Origin of the sequence: Microbacterium sp. SD291, assembly GCF_017355365.1 — a bacterium.
GTDB lineage: Bacteria > Actinomycetota > Actinomycetes > Actinomycetales > Microbacteriaceae > Microbacterium.
This window is the reverse complement of record NZ_JADIJR010000001.1, coordinates 61,928-79,718: the sequence shown is the minus strand read 5'-3', so window position 1 is coordinate 79,718 and position 17,791 is coordinate 61,928. Positions and strand designations below refer to the sequence as shown.

Sequence of the window (17,791 nt, the reverse complement as noted above, 5' to 3'; positions counted from 1 at the left end):
ACACGGTCTTTCGTCTCCGGCGCTGAGATTACGCTGTGAATCCTGCCGAGAATCCGCTTGCTCGGATGAAGCGCACAGGCTCGAGCGTTATACCTGACAGCGACGAGAGGACCACAAAATGGCAGATCGCAGCCTGCGCGGCATCCGACTCGGCGCCCAGAGCCTACAGAGCGAAGAGGGCGTCGTGTTCATGGAGCGCCGCGAGACCATTTACACCTGTGACGAATGCGGACACGTCACGAACCTGATGTTCGCGGCGGACGCCGAACCGCCTCAGACCTGGGAGTGCCGTTCCTGCGGCGCCGACGCGCGCCTGAACGTCGACGGCCACGCCGTCACGCTCGAGACCGCAGACGTCAAGGCCGCCCGAACCCACTGGGACATGCTCCTGGAGCGCCGCACGCGCGCCGAGCTGGAGGAGCTCCTGGAGGAGCGCCTCACCTACATCCGCGGTCGCCGCGGTGCGGGTGAGGACCCGACTCGGGAGAAGATCGGCGCCTGACGCCACCGGGAGCGCCACCACCCGAAGACCAGCGCGCCCAGTCCGCCCCACAGCATCAGAAGCTGAAGCCAGGGGCCGACCACGACACCAGCCGTGAGGCCGGATCGCAGCTCGACATCCTCGAGCAGCGCTCCGGCCTCATCTGCGTCCAGGGCTGCGACGGTCGAGCCGTCCGGCCGGATCACCTGACTGGCCCCGACGGTGGAGATGTTCACGACACTGCGGCCCGACTCGATCGCACGCATGCGGGCGAAGGCGAGCTGCTGGAGGTTCTCGTCCGTTCCCCGGAAGTCGGCATTGTTCGTCTGGAGAACCAGGACCTGCGCACCGGAGGCGAGGCCCGCGTGGATCACGTCGTCGTAGATGACGTCGAAGCAGACGGCCAGGCCGACGGACACGCCGTCGACGTCCACGACCGGCGGGTTCTCCCCCGGGGCGTATTCGCGCTGTAGCAGACCGATGAGGTCCGGCACGAGGGCGTTGTAGAAGGGGCGGTCCGGCACGTACTCGCCGAACGGCACCGGATGCCGCTTGTCGTGGAACTGCTCGCCCGCGCCGTCCTCCCACACCATCGAGGTGTTGTAGAAGAGGCCGTCGCGCTCCGTCGCCGCGTTCGCGAGCAGCGGGGCGGCGATCCGCGTCGACACGAGGGTCATGCGCCTCGCGATCGTGTCGTACTCGAACGGGCTCCCGTCGAGCGAGCCCTCCGGCCACACGAGAAGATCGACGTCCTCTCCGTATAGGGGCTCGGTCGCATCGGTCTGGGCCTGGATGACGGAGAACGCCTCACGCTCGTCGAAGTAGCCGGTCGGCCCGTTCCCCTGGACCGCGGCGATGCGCATCGACCCCGCGTGGGCAGTCGGGAACAGCGGCGTGAAGAGCAGGACGAGGGCTGTCGCAGCCGGCACCAGCAGGGCGAGCGGCCGGCGCCAGAGACGCAGGCGGACGATCTCGATCAGCATCGCGACGAAGAACACCATCAGGAAGCTCAGGCCGCTGACGCCGACCCACGAGGAGACGGGAGCCAGCGGGCTCTCTGCCTGGCTCATCCCGAGCCTCGCCCAGGGGAAGCCGCCGTACGGCCAGGACCCGACGAAGACCTCGCGACCGACCCACACCGCGGCGACCACGGCGGGAAGGCCGAGCAGGCGCCCTGCGAGCCCTGAGAACACCCGGGGCATCCAGCGATACGCGAGTGCCGTGGGGATCAGCGCGATGGCGGTGAGACCGCCCTCGACGACGCTGAGCGCCGCCCACGGGATCGGGCCGAGGTAGCGGGAGGTCCAGGACACGAGGAGGGCGAAGAAGAGCACGCCGAAGACCGCGCCGACCAGCAGCGCTCCCCCGGCGCGGCGTCCGACCAGCGCGAGCAGCAGCAGCGCCGTGGCGGGGAAGGCCAGAACCCACACCGCCGCCTCGGGGTACGCGGCGTCCATGAGGAGCGCGGCGGCGGCCGACGCGAGCACGGCGGCCCAGAGCGGGAGGAGCGGGCGTTCGCGCGCACGGGAATCAGGCATCCCGTCAATTCTCACATCGACGAGTAGGCGACGATGCCACGTCGCACGCCGTCGAGGGCGGTCCGCGCGGTTCGAGCGATCGCCGCGTCCTCCGCGACGATCGACAGCTGGTCGAGCAGGTCGATGGTCTGCTTCGCCCAGCGGACGAAATCGCCGGCCGCCATGTCGGCGTCGACCAGCACTCGATCGAGCATCCCGCCGCGGGCCCACGAGTGCATCGCTCCGGCGAGACCGGCCGCGAGCGGCTCGCTGCCGGGCAGGTGGTGATCCTTCTCGAGGTCGTCGAGTTCCGACCACAGCGTGGTCGTCTTCTCGTGCGCCGCGCGGAACGGCCCGCGGGGCAGACCCCGCTCCCCCGAATTCGCCTCGTCACGGCGCGGTTCGTATACCAGGCAGCATGCCATGGCAGCCAGCGAAGGCGCGTCGAGGTTCTTCCAGAGCCCCTGGCGGAGGGACTCGGCGACCAGGAGGTCGCGCTCCCCGTAGATGCGCCGCATCGTGCGGCCGGCATCCGTCAGCTTCGTCTCGCCCGCATCGTCCGTGAGGTAGTCGAGCGTCTCCAGCACCTCGACCACGCGGTCGAAGACGCGGGCGACCGTGCCGGTGCGGGTCTCGATCTGACGGCGGATGCGGTCGGTCTGGCGCTTCAGCTTCCAGTAGCGCTCCGCCCAGCGGGCGTGCGACTCGCGATCGGGGCAGCGATGGCACCCGTGGCGCTGCATCCGGTTGCGCAGCGACTGGATCCGCTTCATCCGCTTCTCACGCGACGCTCGCGGAGCCTGCGAGTCCTGCCGGTTCTTCTTCTCCAGGTCGCTGAGCTCGCGGCGGATGGCCGCGTAGTCGGCGAAGTCGCCGTGCTCGCAGGCCATCGCTGTGACATAGCCCTCGAGGGACTCCTCGGCCTCGCGGACCTGTCTCGCCAGCCCCACGACCGAGCGGTCGGCCTGGAACTGGGCGAAGGAGGACTCCAGGATCTGCCTGGCGCGAGCCTTCCCGAACAGATCGATCAGGTTCACGGCCATGTTGTACGTCGGCCGGAAGCTGGAGTTCAGCGGGTAGGTTCGGCGCGATGCGAGCGCCGCGACCGCCTGCGGGTCCATCCCCTCCGTCCACTGCACGACGGCGTGCCCCTCGACGTCGATGCCTCGACGGCCGGCGCGTCCGGTGATCTGCGTGTACTCCCCCGAGGTGATGGCGACCCGCGCCTCGCCGTTGAACTTCTCCATCTTCTCGAGGACGACCGTGCGCGCCGGCATGTTGATGCCGAGCGCGAGCGTCTCGGTCGCGAAGACCGCCTTGACGAGTTTGCGCTGGAACAGCTCCTCGACGACCTCCTTGAACGCGGGCAGCAGGCCTGCATGGTGGGCCGCCACGCCGCGCTCGAGGTTGTCCAGCCACTCCCAGTAGCCGAGCACCGCGAGATCCTCGTCCTGCAGGCTGCGCGTCCGTTCCTCGACGATCGCGCGGATCTCCGCCCGCTCCTCGGCATCCGTGAGCCGGATGCCGGAGCGGCGCACCTGCTGCACCGCCGCGTCGCAGCCGACGCGACTGAAGATGAAGAAGATGGCCGGCAGCAGATTGGATCGCTCCAGCAGCTTCACGACGTCGGGACGGTCCATCCGCTCGATGCGCCCGACGTTCGCGGAGCGCACCGGCCGTCGCCCGCCCCTGGGCGGACGCTGCGCCTGACGGCCGGCATGGCGCCCGCTGCTGTACGACTGCGCCTGCCTGTTGCTCTCGTAGCGCGACCCGGTGAACGACCGGATGCGCATGAGCTCCTGATTCACCTGCGCGGTGGCGATGCCGGCACGATCGTCGAACAGCGGGAGAAGATCGTCACGGACGAGCACATGCTGCTCAAGCGGAACGGGACGGATCTCGGAGACGATCACCTCTGTGTCGCCGCGCACCGTGTCGAGCCAGTCGCCGAACTCCTCGGCGTTCGACACCGTCGCACTCAGGGAGACGAGCCTGACGTGCTGCGGGAGGTGGATGATCACCTCTTCCCAGACGGCTCCGCGGAAGCGATCCGCGAGATAATGCACCTCGTCCATGATGACGTACCGCAGATCCCGCAGCGCGGCGGAGTCCGCGTAGATCATGTTCCGGAGCACCTCGGTCGTCATCACGACGATGCGCGCGTTGCCGTTGATGTTCGTGTCGCCGGTGAGGAGGCCGACGTGCTCGGCCCCGTAGACGTCCACCAGCTCACGGAACTTCTGATTGGAGAGCGCCTTCATGGGCGTCGTGTAGAACGCCTTGTCGCTCGGGGTCTGCATCGCCAGGTGGATCGCGAACTCGCCGACGATCGTCTTGCCCGCCCCGGTCGGCGCTGCGACGAGCACGCTGTGGCCGCGCTCCAGCGCGTGGCAGCCGGCGACCTGGAACGGGTCGAGCTCGAACTTCTGCTTTGCGGCGAACGCGCCCGTCTCGGGATGCTCGGCGGCTTCTCGCGCCGCGGCATATCGATCCGAAGGAGAGGTCATGCCGGGCCCGGACTCACGCGGCGCCAGGCAGGAGCCCTGCCGCCAGGTTGCGCTTGCGCTTGCGCCGGTCGAACAGGAGAGAGAGTCCCGCCGCGGCGAAGTACAGCACGACGAGGATTCCGGCGAGCATCAGCATGCTGATCACGTCGGCGGCCGGAGTCGCAAGTGCAGCGAACACCGTCGCCACGACGATCGCGATGCGCCATCCCTTGAGGATGGCCTTGCCGGACATGATCCCCGCGAAGTTCAAGGCGACGAGGAACACCGGAAGCACGAACGAGATGCCGATCACGATCATCAGCTTGAAGATGAAGTCGTAATACTCCTGCGCTTGGTAGAGGTTCTTCGCACCCTCGGGGGTGAACGCCGCCATCAGCTCGATGACGTGCGGCTGGATCAGCACGCCCACGTAGCATCCGGCGAAGAACAGCGGAATCGCGGCGGCGATGAAGCCGACGGAGTACTGGATCTCCTTGCGGGTCAGCCCAGGCATGATGAACGCCCACACCTGCCACAACCAGACCGGGGCGGAGATGAACAGGCCGATCGAGAACGCGATCCGCATGCGCATATCGAACGGTCCGGTGACCGTGGTGTAGTTGAGCGCTGCGAACTCGTCGCCGCGCTTGTCTGCGATGACACGGATCGGCTCCGTGATGAAATGCAGGATCGGGTCGGTGACCATGAATGCCACGACCATGCCGATCAGCAGCGCGAGCGCCGCGATCATCAGTCGCTTGCGCAACTCCACCAGGTGCGCACCGAGCGACATCCTCCGGTCGCGCTGCCGTGCCTTACCCTCGTCCGCGGCGGATTCTGAGACTTCCACGGACTGTCAGGCGCGCGGCGGAGTCTCAGGGTCGGTGCCCGAGTCCTTCACCGAGGTGGGCTCAGCGGCGACAGACGGAGAGGCCGCGGTTCCCGGGGCATCCTCTTCCTTCATCGCCTTCATCTCGCCCTTGAACACACGGGCGGACTGGCCGACGCTCTTGGCGAGAGCAGGCAGCTTCGCTGCACCGAACAGGAGAAGGATCACCGCGAGGACGATCAGCAGGTGCCAGCCTTGCATTCCAGCAAACATCTCAATTTCCCGTCTTCGTTGGGTGGTGTCAGCAGTCTACAGCTCAACCGGCGGAGCCGGGGCTCTGGTAGAGCGCAAGTCCGGCACCGGCCCATTCGCGTGTCGCCGAGCGGGCCACCGCCGGGTCGATGACCTCGAGCGCACCCCCGAAGCGGGCCGCGATCCGCTTGATGCTGCGCGGATCCGCGAGATGCAGGCGCGCGGTGACGACGTCATCGACCGTCTCGACGTTGTCGGCGGACAGGAAGGCTCCGAGCAGCGGGGCGAGACGCGCGGGCAGCCGGACGCTCACCTCCCGGTCCTCCTGGATCGCGGAGAAGGCCTCAGGGACGTGATCGCCCGCGTGCGTGATCGGGATCTCGGTCAACTGCGGGGCGCTCACCCGATCGAGGTGGAACGTCCTCATCGCCTGGCGGAGATGGCACCATCCCTGCAGATACCACTGCGCGTTCGTGATCAGGATCTGGACCGGGTCGACCGTGCGAGTCGTCGGCTCTGCGTCAGGAGCCTGGTAGGTGAAGGACACCGCGACGCCCTGCTGCACTCCCCTGGCCACGACCTCGCGCACCTCGTCGACTGCGCTCGGGGCGACGACGACATCGGCGGGCGCGTCGGCGGCCCCGCGCGACAGCTTCGAGATCAGACCGGCGACGAGTCCCGAATCCGATACCGCCGGCACCGCAGCGACCATCTGGAGACCGGCGAGGAGAGCTGCGGCCTCGCGGGCGGTGAACCGCGGCACCCGGCGGAGTGCGACGTCGTTCGTGATCTCGATGACGTCCTCCTCGTCGAGGAGGTCCCAGTTGATGTCGAACATCTCCTGGGGCTGCTGCCAGTAGCCCGAGTCGCCTGGCAGCCCGATCACCGTCAGCTTCTCGACCATCGCGCGCATCTCGTCGCGCGTGACGCCGAACTCCTCGGCAGCCTCGTCCAGGGAGACCTGACCGTGCTCGAGGAGGTAGGGCACGAGGGTGAGATAGAGGCGCACCCGCTCGGCGGCGAGCAGCGGTTTCGGCTGGGCGCTCATCGCGTCTCCTCCCGCTCGGCGTTGGCGGCCACCACGGCGCGCAGCCGGGAGATCACCGCATCGCGCAGCGAATCCGGCTCGACGACCCGCACTTCAGGGCCGTAGGAGGCGAGCTCGTCGGCGAGGATGTGCATGTCGACGAACGGCAGGCGGATTCCCTGTGTGGCCGGCGTCGCACGGCGCCCCAATCGCAGCGCCGCCTCGGTGCCGGGCGTGACCTCGAGAAGGGCCGAGTTCTCCGTCGCGACGCGTTCGAGGCCGGCAAGAGCACGCTCCCCCGCCCCTTCGCGGAGCTCCGGGTCGAACGTCCTCGTCGTGATCCGCACGTCGCCGACGATCCGCCCCAGCAGGAACATCCGGTCGGCATCCGCGTCGACGTCGATGCCGAACACATGCCAGCGCGCCTCGTAGTCGACGAGCGCGAGGGGCTGGATCGTCCGCTGGCGCGGGGCGTCCTCCCCCGGCTTGAGATAGTCGAAGACGACGACACGGCTCTTCTCGATGGCCTCCTGCAGGGGGCCGAAGGCCGCATCCCTCGCGGTGATCCGCGGGGCGAATCCGATGATCGGCTCGTCGCCGTCGATGCCGAGCGCCCGGATCTTGCGCACACCGGCCTGAGCATCGCCGGAGACGGACTCGGCGCTCCACACGCTGCCGGCGAGGCGCAGCACCGCCAGCTCCGCCGGGGTGAACTCGATGTCGGCGGGAAGGTCGTATTCCGCCTGCGGAATACGGTAGCGGGCCTCGCGGAGGTCGTTCGGGTCTGCCGCGTCGCCGATCGTCTCGACGGGGATGCCGAGCGTACGCAGCTCATCCTTGTCACGCTCGAACATCTTCTCGAGCGCATCCGAGCGTGCGCCGGCGTCGGCACGCTGCCGGTACCCCGAGACGTTGTCCAGGATCTGCTGCTTGGTGAGCCCGATCTCCGTGGCCATCAGCGCCACGACGAGATTCGTCAGGCGCTCCTCCGCGGGAATCCGGGCTGCCATCACTGTGCCGGTGCGGGAGAGATTCCGAGGATGTCGACGACGATCGCGGTCGCCGCCCCGCCTTCGGCGCCAGGGACCACGACGAGCAGCTGAGAGCCGACGGTCGCACCGACAAGCTCCTGGGCGGCAGGGCCGATGTTGGGATCGGTGCCCCATGTGCTGGAGGCGACCTTCTTGTCGTCCCAGCCGACCGCCATGACGTTGCTGATCACCGTGGAGCCCTCCTCCACGACGGCCCCGTCGCCCTTGATCAGGGTCTGCGTGACCGGCTCGGCAGGCGCGGCGCTGTCGGGGATGATGACGCCCGGCGTGCCGTCCGGCGCCCGGACGACCGTCGGCAGACCGCGGGCGTCGTTGAACTGAGAGGCGCCCTCCGCGTGGGCGAGGTGCACCTCGAGGATGTCGATGACGGCCACGACGTTCTCGTCCGCATCCAGGCCGAAGCCCTCGACGTTGGCCGCGCCGAAGTCCTCCGGCGTGAGCGCGGCCACGATGCGGGTGCCGGCGGTGGCGCACTCGAGGACCTTCTCGAGGCCGGGCGACCGCTGCGTCCAGTAGTCGATGTTGTGGACGCGGCTCAGATCGCCGTCGAACTCGGATTCGTAGACCTTCTCGCCGCTGTCGCCGCCGAAGAACGCGATGTCGAGCACCATCGGCTGCGTGAAGGAGGTGAGCGCCTCCCCTTCGCCGACAGTGATGTCCGCGAAGGAGGTCTTCTTCACCTTCACCGGTGCGTACACCGTGGCGTCGGGGCTCTCTCCGAGCTCGCCCTCGACGGTGACCGCGTCCTCGATGCCGTTCGCATCCGACGTGCGATCGCACGCGGCGCCGTCGTAGGTCGGAGCCGACGTGCACCCGGTCAGGGCGAGGACGGCGAGGCTGAGTGTGGCCAGAACGGCGGACGTTTTACGCACGCGCTCCAGTCTATTCCGTCGCCGCGTCCGTTTCGCGCGAAGAGGCGGCCAGGCGCGCCCCGTCGGCGGCCTTCGCGGCCTCTCGCGCGCGCTTGCGCAGGTTCTTGTCGTTGATCTCGCGGTCGCCGACCGCGCCGGGGGTCCACACCTCGACGTCTTCGTCGCCGTAGCTGCTCTTGGACGCCCGTCGCTTGACGGAGGGCGCGATCGCGCCGGGCGCGAGCCGGCGTGCGGTGAGCAGGAACCCGGTGTGCGCGACCATGCGGTGGTCAGGACGCACGGCCAGGCCCTCGACGTGCCAGCCTCGGACCATGGTCTCGGAGGCGTCGGGATCCGTGAAGAGGCCGGTGCTGCGGATGTACTCGGCGACGCGCGAGAGCTGCGTGGCGGTGGCGACGTAGCAGAGCACGACGCCGCCGGGAGTCAGCGCGTCGGCGACGACGTCCATGCACTCCCAGGGTGCGAGCATGTCGAGGACTACCCGGTCGACGGTGCCGGGCGCGAACTCGTCGGGAAGCTGCTCGGCCAGGTCGCCGACCACGACGTCCCAGGTGTCCGGCGTCGTTCCGAAGAACGTCTCGACGTTGCCGCGGGCGACCTCGGCGAAATCGTCACGACGCTCGAACGAGGCCAGCCGGCCGTCCGGTCCGATGGCGCGCAGCAGCGAGAGCGAGAGCGCCCCTGAGCCGACGCCCGCCTCCACGACGACCGCACCGGGGAAGACATCGGCCAGCATCACGATCTGCGCGGCATCCTTGGGGTACACGATCGCGGCTCCGCGAGGCATCGACATCGCGAAATCGCGCAGCAGCGGGCGCAGCGCGAGGTAGTCGTGACCGGAGCTGTTCGCGACGACGGAGCCGTCGGGAAGCCCGATGAGGTCGCGGTGCCGCAGCACTCCCTGGTGGGTGTGCAGCTCACCGGTCTCACTCAGCGTGACCGTGTGCAGGCGCCCCTTCGGTCCCGTCAGCTGCACCCGATCGCCCTCTCGGAACGGGCCGCTGGGCCGGTGCGCGCGTGCGTGGGTCATCGAGATGCTCCTGACATGGACGTGATGCGGGTGAAGAGGTCGACGACGTCGGCGGCGCCCTTGTCGGCAAGACTGGGCCAGAGCTCATGCGCCCCGACCTCGTCGAGCGAAACGATGTGCGGGATGCCGAGGGCGACGGCGCCCGATGCGATGCCCGCCCGCAGGCCGGTCGGGGAATCCTCGATCACGACGGCATCCGCGATGTCGATGCCGAGCAGGGTCGCCGCCTGCAGATACGGCTCGGGGTGCGGCTTCGGGTTCTCGACGTCGTCTCCTGCGACGATCACGTCGAACGCCTCGAAGTCGATGAGATCGACGACGCCGAGCGCCATCCGCCGCAGCGACATCGTCACGAGGCCGGTGCGGATGCCGACCGTCTTCAGTTCGCGCAGCAGCTCCCTCGCGCCCGGCCGGAACGGGACGCCGTGCGTGCGCAGAGAGGCCTGCACGGCGTCGGTGAGGTGGGAGATGATCGCCTCGGGCGCCATGTCCACACCGGCGTCCTGCAGGATGATCGCGCTGTCGATCAGGCCGTTGCCGACGAGCTGCAGCGCGTCCTCGTGGCTCCAGGTGCCCCCGAAGGACTCGACCAGAGTCGTCTCCGCCGCCATCCAATAAGGCTCGGTGTCGACCAGGGTTCCATCCATGTCCCAAAGGACCGCGCCGGGCTGTCTGCTCACTGAACCATGTTAGCCGTGGCGCCACCCCGGCCCGTCCGCGCGGACTAGCCTGGAGGGATACCGATCCGGCATACCGAAGGGAGCACACGATGGATGTTCTCGGTTCGCGCATCATCATCGCCGCCTTCGACGGCTGGAACGACGCGGGTGAGGCGGCCAGCGGCGCCATCGCGGCTCTTCGCGAGATGACGGACTACGACCTCGTGCACTCGATCGATCCGGAGCTGTACTTCGACTACCAGTACACCCGGCCCGCCACGAAGATGGACGCCGAGGGACGCCGCCAGCTGACCTGGCCGGAGGCGGGCCTGTGGCGTCCGCGCGACCCGGGCGAAGGCCCCGAGTTCTGGCTGCTGACGGGTGTGGAGCCCGCGCGGACCTGGCAGGCGTTCGCGGCCGAGTTCATGGATGTGGCCCTCCGGGACGACATCACGGGTCTCGTGACCCTCGGCGCGATGCTCTCCGACGTGCCGCACACCCGGCCGATCTCGATCTTCGCCTCCAGTCAGAACGAGCAGGTCCGCGAGGTGCACGGACTCGAGCGATCGCTCTACGAGGGGCCCGTCGGCATCCTCAGCGTCTTCGAGCATTTCGCCGAGAGCGCCGGCATCCCCACCGCCAGCCTGTGGGCCAGCGTGCCGCATTACGTGGCCACCGCGACGCCCTCCCCCAAGGTGACGCTCGCGCTCCTCGACCGGCTCGAGGAGCTCACCGGCGTCGACGTGCCGCGCGACCAGCTGCGCACGGACGCCGCCGCGTGGGAGGCGTCGATCGACGCCGCCGCGGCGGAGGACGAGGACATGACCGAATACATCCATCAGCTGGAGCGCACGCGCGACACCTGGGACTCGCCGGAGGCATCGGGCGATGCGATCGCCCAGGCGTTCGAGCGCTACCTGCGCCGTCGCGGCGAGGGCGGCCCCGGCGACTTCAAGCGCTGAGACTCAGGCCGGGATCACTCCCGTGCCGAGCAGCACCAGCAGCGTCGTGCCCAGCAGGATGCGGTAGATCACGAACGGCAGGAAGCTGCGCTTCGAGATGTAGTTCATGAAGAACGCGATGACTCCGAGCGCCACGACGAACGCGATGCCGGTCGCTGCGAGCGTGTCGCCGAACGAGAAGAACGACGGCTCGTCCCAGCTCTTGAACACCTGGAAGAAGCCGCTGCCGAACACGGCGGGGATCGCGAGCAGGAACGCGTAGCGTGCGGCGGCGGCGCGCTCGTAGCCGAGGAACAGACCCATCGTGATCGTCCCGCCGGAGCGGGAGACGCCGGGGATCAGGGCGAGCGCCTGTGCGAACCCGTAGGCGATGCCGTGCGGGTAGGTCAGCTGGTCGAGCCCCCGGCGCTTGGCGCCGACATGGTCGGCGATACCCAGCAGGATGCCGAACACGATGAGCATGATCGCCACGATCCACAGCGACCGGAGGACGGTCTCGATCTGATCCTGGAAGAGCAGGCCCAGCAGCACGATGGGGATGCTGCCGATGATGATCATCCATCCCATCCGCGCATCCGGGTCTGTGCGAGGCGCCCGGCCGATCAGCGACCGGAACCATTGCGAGATTATCCGGACGATGTCGCGCCAGAAGAACACCACGACCGCCGCCTCGGTGCCGATCTGCGTGATCGCGGTGAACGCCGCGCCGGGGTCTTCGCCGGAGGGCAGGAAGGTTCCGAGGATGCGCAGGTGCGCGCTGGAGGAGATCGGCAGGAACTCGGTGAGTCCCTGCACGATGCCGAGGATGAGCGCTTCGAGCAGGTGCATGGGGGTCTTTCTGGTCGTGAACGCAGATGCGGGGAGCGATCGCTCAGTACGTGCGCAGCAGATCGGCCAGCACCTGCTGGCCGAAGACAAGCGATTCTACGGGGACGCGCTCGTCGACTCCGTGGAACATCCCTGTGAAGTCCAGGTCAGCCGGGAGTTTCAGCGGCGCGAATCCGTATCCGGTGATGCCGAGATAGGCCAGCGCCTTGTTGTCGGTGCCGGCGCCGAGCAGGTACGGGATCACCGGCACTCCGGGGTCATGGCGGCCGAGGCTCGCGACCATGGCGTCGACGAGATCCCCTGAGAACGGGGTCTCCATGCCGATGTCCTGCACCACGATCTCAATGGCGACCTCGTCTCCGACGATGCCCTGGAGTTCGGCGAGCACGGCATCTTCGGTGCCGGGGATGACGCGGACGTCGATGAGCGCCTCGGCGCGCTCGGGGATCACGTTGTGCTTGTAACCCGCCGTGAGTGCCGTCGGGTTGGTCGTGGTGCGGAACGTGGAGCGCAGGAACGCCTCGGCCGGCCCGGCGGCGGCCGCCAGCGCGTCGGGGTCGTCGACCGGACGACCGGTGAGCGCGCTGAGTCCTTCGAGGAGCGCCTCTGTGGTCGGGGTGAGGCGGATCGGCCAGCGCGTGCGCCCGATCGCGGCCACCGCCTCCGCGAGCTTGGTGACCGCGTTGTCCTCATGAAGGCGGCTGCCGTGTCCGGCGCGGCCCTTCGCGACGAGGCGGATCCAGATCAGCGCCTTCTCCCCCACCTGCAGCAGGTAGGCGCGGCGATCGTCCACGGTGATCGAATAGCCGCCGACCTCGCTGATCGCCTCTGTCGCGCCGTCGAACCAATGCCGGCGGTTCTGCACGACCAGTGCGGAGCCCTCGACCCCGCCGTTCTCCTCGTCGGCGAAGAACGCGAGGATGAGATCGCGCTCGGGCTGCTCCCCCGCACGAACGATGTCGGCGACCGCCGTGAGGATCATCGCGTTCATGTTCTTCATGTCGACGGCGCCGCGGCCCCACAGCATCCCGTCCTTCACGATGCCGCCGAAGGGGTCGACGCTCCAGTCCTCGGCCATGGCGGGCACGACGTCGAGATGTCCGTGCACGACCAGCGCCGGCTTGCTGCGGTCCCGGCCGGGCACGCGTGCCATCACGTTCGTGCGGCGCGGGATCGGCTCGTAGTACTCGACATCGAGGCCGAGCTCCTCCAGGTAGGCGCCCACATACTCGGCGGCCTCCTTCTCGCCCTTGGCGTTTCCGCCGCCGAAGTTCGAGGTGTCGATGCGGATCAGCTCGCTCGCGATGCGGACGACCTCGGCAAGCGTCGGATCAGTCATGAGGTCAAGGCTATCGAAGCCGCAGGGCGCGCCCGGGCGGAGCGCTCGGTTTCTGGGAGCCGCCGCGCTCGTGCTAATGTAAATCTTCGTTCGGCAACGAGCATCCAACACCTGCGCGGGTGGCGGAATGGTAGACGCGCTACGTTGAGGTCGTAGTGCCCGTAAGGGCGTGGGGGTTCAAGTCCCCCTCCGCGCACAGAGAGAATCGAGAGCCCCGGCCAGCTGGCCGGGGCTCTCTTTCGTCGTCTCAGTCAGCGTGCATGACTCAGGCGCCGCCTAGACTGCGCCCACCCCGAAGAGCAGCCCGAGCAGGTACGTGATCGCGGCCGCGCCGACTCCGATCGCCAGCTGGCGCAGGGCACGGCGCAGCGGCGGTCCGCCGGAGAGGATGCCGACCATCGCGCCTGTCGAGAGCAGCGCGACGCCGACCAGCACGAGAGCGACGATGATCGCTGTCGTGCCCTCGAGGCCGAAGATCCACGGCAGCACGGGCACGATGGCTCCGGAGGCGAACAGCAGGAAGCTCGAGACGGCGGCGGTCCAGTCGCTGCCGACGACGTCGTGGTCATCGCCGCCGTGGAGCCGGACGGGGCCGGTCGAGGCGCGCTGCGCCCCCGCCCTGGCGGCGGCGACGATGCGGTGGGCGCGAGCCAGCGCCTCGGTCTGGTCCATCCCGCGGGCGCGGTAGACGAGCGCCAGTTCGTTCTCGTCGATGTCGAGATCGCCGGCAGATGCTGCGGCATTCTCGTTCGCCTCGGTGGCAGCCAGGAGCTCGCGCTGCGAACGCACCGAGACGAACTCCCCCGCTCCCATGGAGAGGGCGCCGGCGAGCAGGCCCGCGATGCCGCTGAACAGCACGAACGCGGAGCTCACGCCGGTCGCACCGATGCCCAGGACGAGGGCGAGGTTGCTGACCAGGCCGTCGTTCGCGCCGAACACCGCCGCGCGGAAGGACCCGGACAGCCGCCGGCGACCGCGCGCAGCGAGGCCGCGGACGACCTCGTAGTGGACCTTCTCGTCGGCGCGCATCGCGGGCGTCGCATAATGCTCCGTGTCGTACGGCGAACGCGCCTCCGCGCTCTGCGCCAGCGCGAGCACGAAGATCGATCCGAAGCGGCCGGCCATCCAGCCGAGAAGCCGGGAGCGGATGCCGGCGCGCGGCAGGCGAGCAGGCTCACCGCCCAGGAGACCGAGCCAATGCTGCTCGTGCCGCCGCTCGGCGTCGGCGAGGCTGAGCAGGATCTCGCGCTCCTCCCCCGTCCGTCGAGCGGCGAGCTTCTGATACACGAATCCCTCGGCGCGCTCCTCGACGAGATAGCGCGCCCATCGGCGGCGGTCGGCGGGGGTCGGGTCGGCGGCAGCGGGGGCTGTCATTCGTCCTCCAGATCGGCGGGAACCCGTTGAGGGCAACCGTTCAACGCTAGCCGCGGGGGTCGGTCGAGCTCCAACTCAGACGACGATTGCCAGCATTTCGGGGCTCCGAAGGGCGCTGCTGTCCGCGTACCTCATCGGCCGGGTGGGCCGGTGGTGGCGAGGGCGCGGAGCGCGTCGAGCGTGGGTTTCGGGGTGCGCCATTTCCGGTCGGGGTCCCACCAGGCCGGGCCCCGGATCTGCGGGATGCCGCCTGCCATGCGGATCTCCCACTCGGAATGGTCCAGGCTGTGGTGGATGCTCCTATGCATCAACGACCAGTTCCTTCCTCGGTCGTTGAATGAGGGAGCGAAGCGAGTGAGACGGGACGCGGTTTCGGTTCCGTGCTCTCAGGAGCGGACGCGCTTGCGGAGCACCTCGATGCGCGACTGCAGCTGCGCGACCGTGGCCTGCGCGACGGCCGGTCCTCCGCAGATGCGGCGCAGCTCGGCATGGACCGCACCGTGCGGCTCCCCCGCCTGACGCGCGTACAGCCCGACGAGGCTGTTCAGCAGCTGCCGCTGCTCGCGGAGGGTCCGGTGCAGCGGAGCTGGAAGCGTCGTCGTCTCGACCGGGTCGGCCGTAGCCTCACGCACCTCCCGCAGACGCGACTGCCGCGCCTGACGCTGCATCAGCAGCTCATGGACGTGCTCGGGTTCCAGGAGACCCGGGAACCCGATGAACTCCTCCTCCTCGGGCGTGCCGGGCTCCGCGAGCTGCCCGAACTCCTGACCCTCGAACACGATCCGGTCGAAGTGCGCGACGGAGGAGATCGCCTGGTAGCTGAACTCCTGGGTCAGCGCGTCAGAAGCATCGTCCTCGCGGTTCGCGCTCTCCAGCAGCGAGTCGTCGAGCCCGTCCTCGTCCTTCGACTGGCGATCCAGCGCGTGATCGCGCTGCTTCTCCATCTCGTTCGCGAGCCCCATCAGCACCGGGACGTTCGGCAGGAACACGCTCGCCGCCTCGCCGCGGCGACGCGCGCGGACGAAGCGTCCGATGGCCTGCGCGAAGAACAGTGGAGTCGACGACGACGTCGCGTACACGCCGACGGCGAGTCGCGGCACGTCGACGCCCTCCGACACCATGCGCACCGCCACCATCCACCGGCTCGTGTTCCCGCTGAACTTCTCGATGCGCTCGGAGGCGGACGCATCGTCGGAGAGCACGATCGTCGGCTGCTCGCGGGTGATGCTGTGCAGGATCTTCGCGTACGCCCGTGCGACGGTCTGATCCGTCGCGAGAACGAGCCCCCCGGCATCCGGGACATGGTGGCGCACCTCGGTCAGGCGGCGATCCGCGGCCGAGAGCACCGCCGGCATCCACGAGCCCTCCGGATCGAGGGCGGTGCGCCAGGCCTGGGAGTTGACGTCCTTGGTGTTGTCCTGGCCGAGATGCGCCTCGAGCTCATCGCCCGCGCTGGTGCGCCAGCGCATCTTGCCGGCGTACATGTGGAAGAGCACGGGACGGACGACGCCATCCGCCAGGGCGCGGCCGTAGCCGTAGGCGTAGTCCGTGGTCGAGATGCGGGCGCCGGATTCGTCCGGCAGATAGTCCACGAACGGGATGGGCGCAGTATCGCTGCGGAACGGGGTGCCGGAGAGCAGCAGCCGGCGCTTCGCCGGACCGTAGGCGTCGCGGATCGCATCGCCCCAGCTCAGCGCGTCGCCGCCGTGATGCACCTCGTCGAGGATCACGAGAGTCTTCGCATCCTCGGTCAGGTGACGATGCACCGACGACTTCGCAGCCACCTGCGCATAGGTGACGACGACGCCGTGATACTGCCGGGCCGGCGCCCAGTGGCTGTTCCGGAAGCGCGGATCGAGGCGGATGTGCACGCGCGCGGCGGCATCCGCCCACTGGGTCTTCAGATGCTCGGTCGGAGCGACCACGATGATGCGGTTGACCTCGCCGATGCGGAGCAGCTCCACGGCCAGGGTGAGCGCGAACGTCGTCTTGCCTGCACCCGGCGTCGCGGCGACGAGGAAGTCGCGCTGGTCGGCCTGGAAGTACTGCTCCAGTGCTTCCTGCTGCCATGCTCGCAGCTTGCTCGCGGTACCCCAGGGGGCGCGCTGAGGGAAGGACGGAGAGAGCATCGACTCAACGATAATCGCTCCCGCCGACACTCGCCGCCGCAGCGGACACAGCCTGCGACGCCGGGTAGGCTCGGTCTCTGCGCCGCCGCGAACCATGGACGGCGCTCGTTCGCGAAGGAGAGCTGGATGACCGACCAGGATTCGACTCGGACCCCGTACGTGGCCAACGAGACGCTGCACCCGTGGCGGCGCTTCGTCGCCATCGGCGACTCGTTCACGGAGGGGATCGGCGACCCTGACCCGTCGAACCCCGGCGGTCACCGCGGCTGGGCCGACCGCGTCGCCGCCGTGCTCTCTCAGCAGGTCGACGGCTTCGCCTACGCCAACCTCGCCGTCCGCGGCAAGCTGATCGCGCAGATCGTCGCCGATCAGATCGAGCCGGCGGTCGCGCTGCACCCCGATCTCGTGTCCCTCTGCGCCGGCGGCAACGATGTCATCCGCCCCGGCACCGACCCCGACGCCATCGCCGCACAGCTCGAGGATGCCGTCACGCGTCTCGCCTCGACCGGCGCGGCCATCGTGCTCTTCACCGGCATCGACACCGGGTTCACGCCGGTGTTCCGCGCCTTCCGCGGGAAGGTCGCCATCTACAACGAGAACGTCCGCGCGATCGCGGATCGACACGACTGCATCGTCGCCGACCAGTGGGCTCTCAAAGCCGTGCAGGACATGCGCTTCTTCGACGACGACCGCCTGCACTACAACTCACTCGGTCACCACGAGATCGCGCGGATGGTGCTGCGCGCCCTCAACGTGCCCAACGACCTCGAGGCCATGCAGCCGGAGCCCATCCCCTTCCGTACCTGGCGCGAGGCGCGCAGCGAAGATCTCGGGTGGGCTCGCGAGCACCTCGTGCCCTGGGTGCTCAGGCGTCTGCGACACCAGTCGTCCGGCGACAACATCGTGGCGAAGCGCCCTGACCCGTCGCCGGTCGTGCGACCCCAGACCGACTGA

General features: G+C 68.9%; 17 protein-coding genes and 1 tRNA gene. 4 read left to right on the top strand and 14 right to left on the bottom strand.

Annotated features, from left to right (window positions below; all coding sequences use genetic code 11):
* Nucleotides 1-118 precede the first annotated feature (118 nt).
* Nucleotides 119-502, top strand: coding sequence for an RNA polymerase-binding protein RbpA (locus IPV10_RS00250; RefSeq protein WP_207479131.1), 384 nt, complete (start codon nt 119-121; stop codon nt 500-502).
* Here IPV10_RS00250 and lnt read toward each other — a convergent pair.
* From lnt to IPV10_RS00205, 9 genes are all read right to left on the bottom strand, one after another.
* A complete protein-coding gene (gene lnt / locus IPV10_RS00245) occupies nt 442-2,019 on the bottom strand; it encodes an apolipoprotein N-acyltransferase (RefSeq protein ID WP_207479124.1) in 1,578 nt (525 codons plus the stop codon). The two genes, IPV10_RS00250 and lnt, sit on opposite strands and share 61 nt — an antisense overlap.
* An 11-nt stretch (nt 2,020-2,030) precedes the next feature.
* Complete coding sequence (locus IPV10_RS00240) at nt 2,031-4,505, bottom strand: RNA helicase (RefSeq protein WP_207479122.1); 2,475 nt, start codon at nt 4,503-4,505, stop codon at nt 2,031-2,033.
* 13 nt (nt 4,506-4,518) lie between these two features.
* On the bottom strand, nt 4,519-5,277 hold the full coding sequence (gene tatC, locus IPV10_RS00235; protein WP_207479613.1) for a twin-arginine translocase subunit TatC: 759 nt from the start codon (nt 5,275-5,277) through the stop codon (nt 4,519-4,521).
* A gap of 63 nt (nt 5,278-5,340) precedes the next feature.
* Complete coding sequence (gene tatA, locus IPV10_RS00230; RefSeq protein ID WP_207479120.1) at nt 5,341-5,586, bottom strand: twin-arginine translocase TatA/TatE family subunit; 246 nt, start codon at nt 5,584-5,586, stop codon at nt 5,341-5,343.
* Between the two features lie 43 nt (nt 5,587-5,629).
* Nucleotides 5,630-6,613 (bottom strand): YafY family protein, encoded by a 984-nt coding sequence (locus IPV10_RS00225; RefSeq protein WP_207479118.1) that lies wholly within the window; start codon nt 6,611-6,613, stop codon nt 5,630-5,632.
* Complete coding sequence (locus IPV10_RS00220; RefSeq protein ID WP_207479116.1) at nt 6,610-7,602, bottom strand: YafY family protein; 993 nt, start codon at nt 7,600-7,602, stop codon at nt 6,610-6,612. Before IPV10_RS00220 ends, IPV10_RS00225 begins: the two co-directional genes overlap by 4 nt.
* Nucleotides 7,602-8,516: a hypothetical protein gene (locus IPV10_RS00215; protein WP_207479114.1), complete on the bottom strand. Its 915-nt coding sequence runs from the start codon at nt 8,514-8,516 to the stop codon at nt 7,602-7,604. Before IPV10_RS00215 ends, IPV10_RS00220 begins: the two co-directional genes overlap by 1 nt.
* A gap of 10 nt (nt 8,517-8,526) precedes the next feature.
* Complete coding sequence (locus IPV10_RS00210; protein WP_207479112.1) at nt 8,527-9,546, bottom strand: tRNA (adenine-N1)-methyltransferase; 1,020 nt, start codon at nt 9,544-9,546, stop codon at nt 8,527-8,529.
* Entirely contained in the window at nt 9,543-10,226 is a 684-nt protein-coding gene (locus tag IPV10_RS00205) for an HAD family phosphatase (protein ID WP_307861015.1), read from the bottom strand. The genes IPV10_RS00210 and IPV10_RS00205 overlap by 4 nt, the downstream gene beginning before the upstream one ends.
* A gap of 89 nt (nt 10,227-10,315) precedes the next feature.
* Between IPV10_RS00205 and IPV10_RS00200 the strand changes: the two genes are divergently transcribed.
* A complete protein-coding gene (locus IPV10_RS00200) occupies nt 10,316-11,167 on the top strand; it encodes a PAC2 family protein (protein WP_207479110.1) in 852 nt (283 codons plus the stop codon).
* Nucleotides 11,168-11,170: 3 nt separating this feature from the next.
* Here the strand turns inward: IPV10_RS00200 and IPV10_RS00195 are convergent, their stop codons facing one another.
* Nucleotides 11,171-11,995, bottom strand: coding sequence for an undecaprenyl-diphosphate phosphatase (locus IPV10_RS00195; protein WP_207479108.1), 825 nt, complete (start codon nt 11,993-11,995; stop codon nt 11,171-11,173).
* Nucleotides 11,996-12,038: 43 nt separating this feature from the next.
* Entirely contained in the window at nt 12,039-13,334 is a 1,296-nt protein-coding gene (locus tag IPV10_RS00190) for a M20/M25/M40 family metallo-hydrolase (protein WP_207479107.1), read from the bottom strand.
* Between the two features lie 113 nt (nt 13,335-13,447).
* Between IPV10_RS00190 and IPV10_RS00185 the strand changes: the two genes are divergently transcribed.
* A tRNA-Leu gene (locus IPV10_RS00185) sits at nt 13,448-13,530 on the top strand.
* Between the two features lie 80 nt (nt 13,531-13,610).
* On the opposite strand, the gene IPV10_RS00180 is transcribed toward IPV10_RS00185, so the two are convergent.
* From IPV10_RS00180 to IPV10_RS00170, 3 genes are all read right to left on the bottom strand, one after another.
* Nucleotides 13,611-14,708, bottom strand: a complete 1,098-nt coding sequence (locus IPV10_RS00180; protein WP_207479105.1) for a VIT1/CCC1 family protein — start codon at nt 14,706-14,708, stop codon at nt 13,611-13,613.
* Nucleotides 14,709-14,839: 131 nt separating this feature from the next.
* On the bottom strand, nt 14,840-15,016 hold the full coding sequence (locus IPV10_RS00175; RefSeq protein ID WP_207479103.1) for a hypothetical protein: 177 nt from the start codon (nt 15,014-15,016) through the stop codon (nt 14,840-14,842).
* 78 nt (nt 15,017-15,094) lie between these two features.
* Complete coding sequence (locus tag IPV10_RS00170) at nt 15,095-16,837, bottom strand: DEAD/DEAH box helicase (protein WP_207479101.1); 1,743 nt, start codon at nt 16,835-16,837, stop codon at nt 15,095-15,097.
* A 126-nt stretch (nt 16,838-16,963) separates the two neighbouring features.
* Here IPV10_RS00170 and IPV10_RS00165 point away from each other — a divergent pair, with 126 nt between their 5' ends.
* Complete coding sequence (locus tag IPV10_RS00165) at nt 16,964-17,791, top strand: SGNH/GDSL hydrolase family protein (protein ID WP_207479099.1); 828 nt, start codon at nt 16,964-16,966, stop codon at nt 17,789-17,791.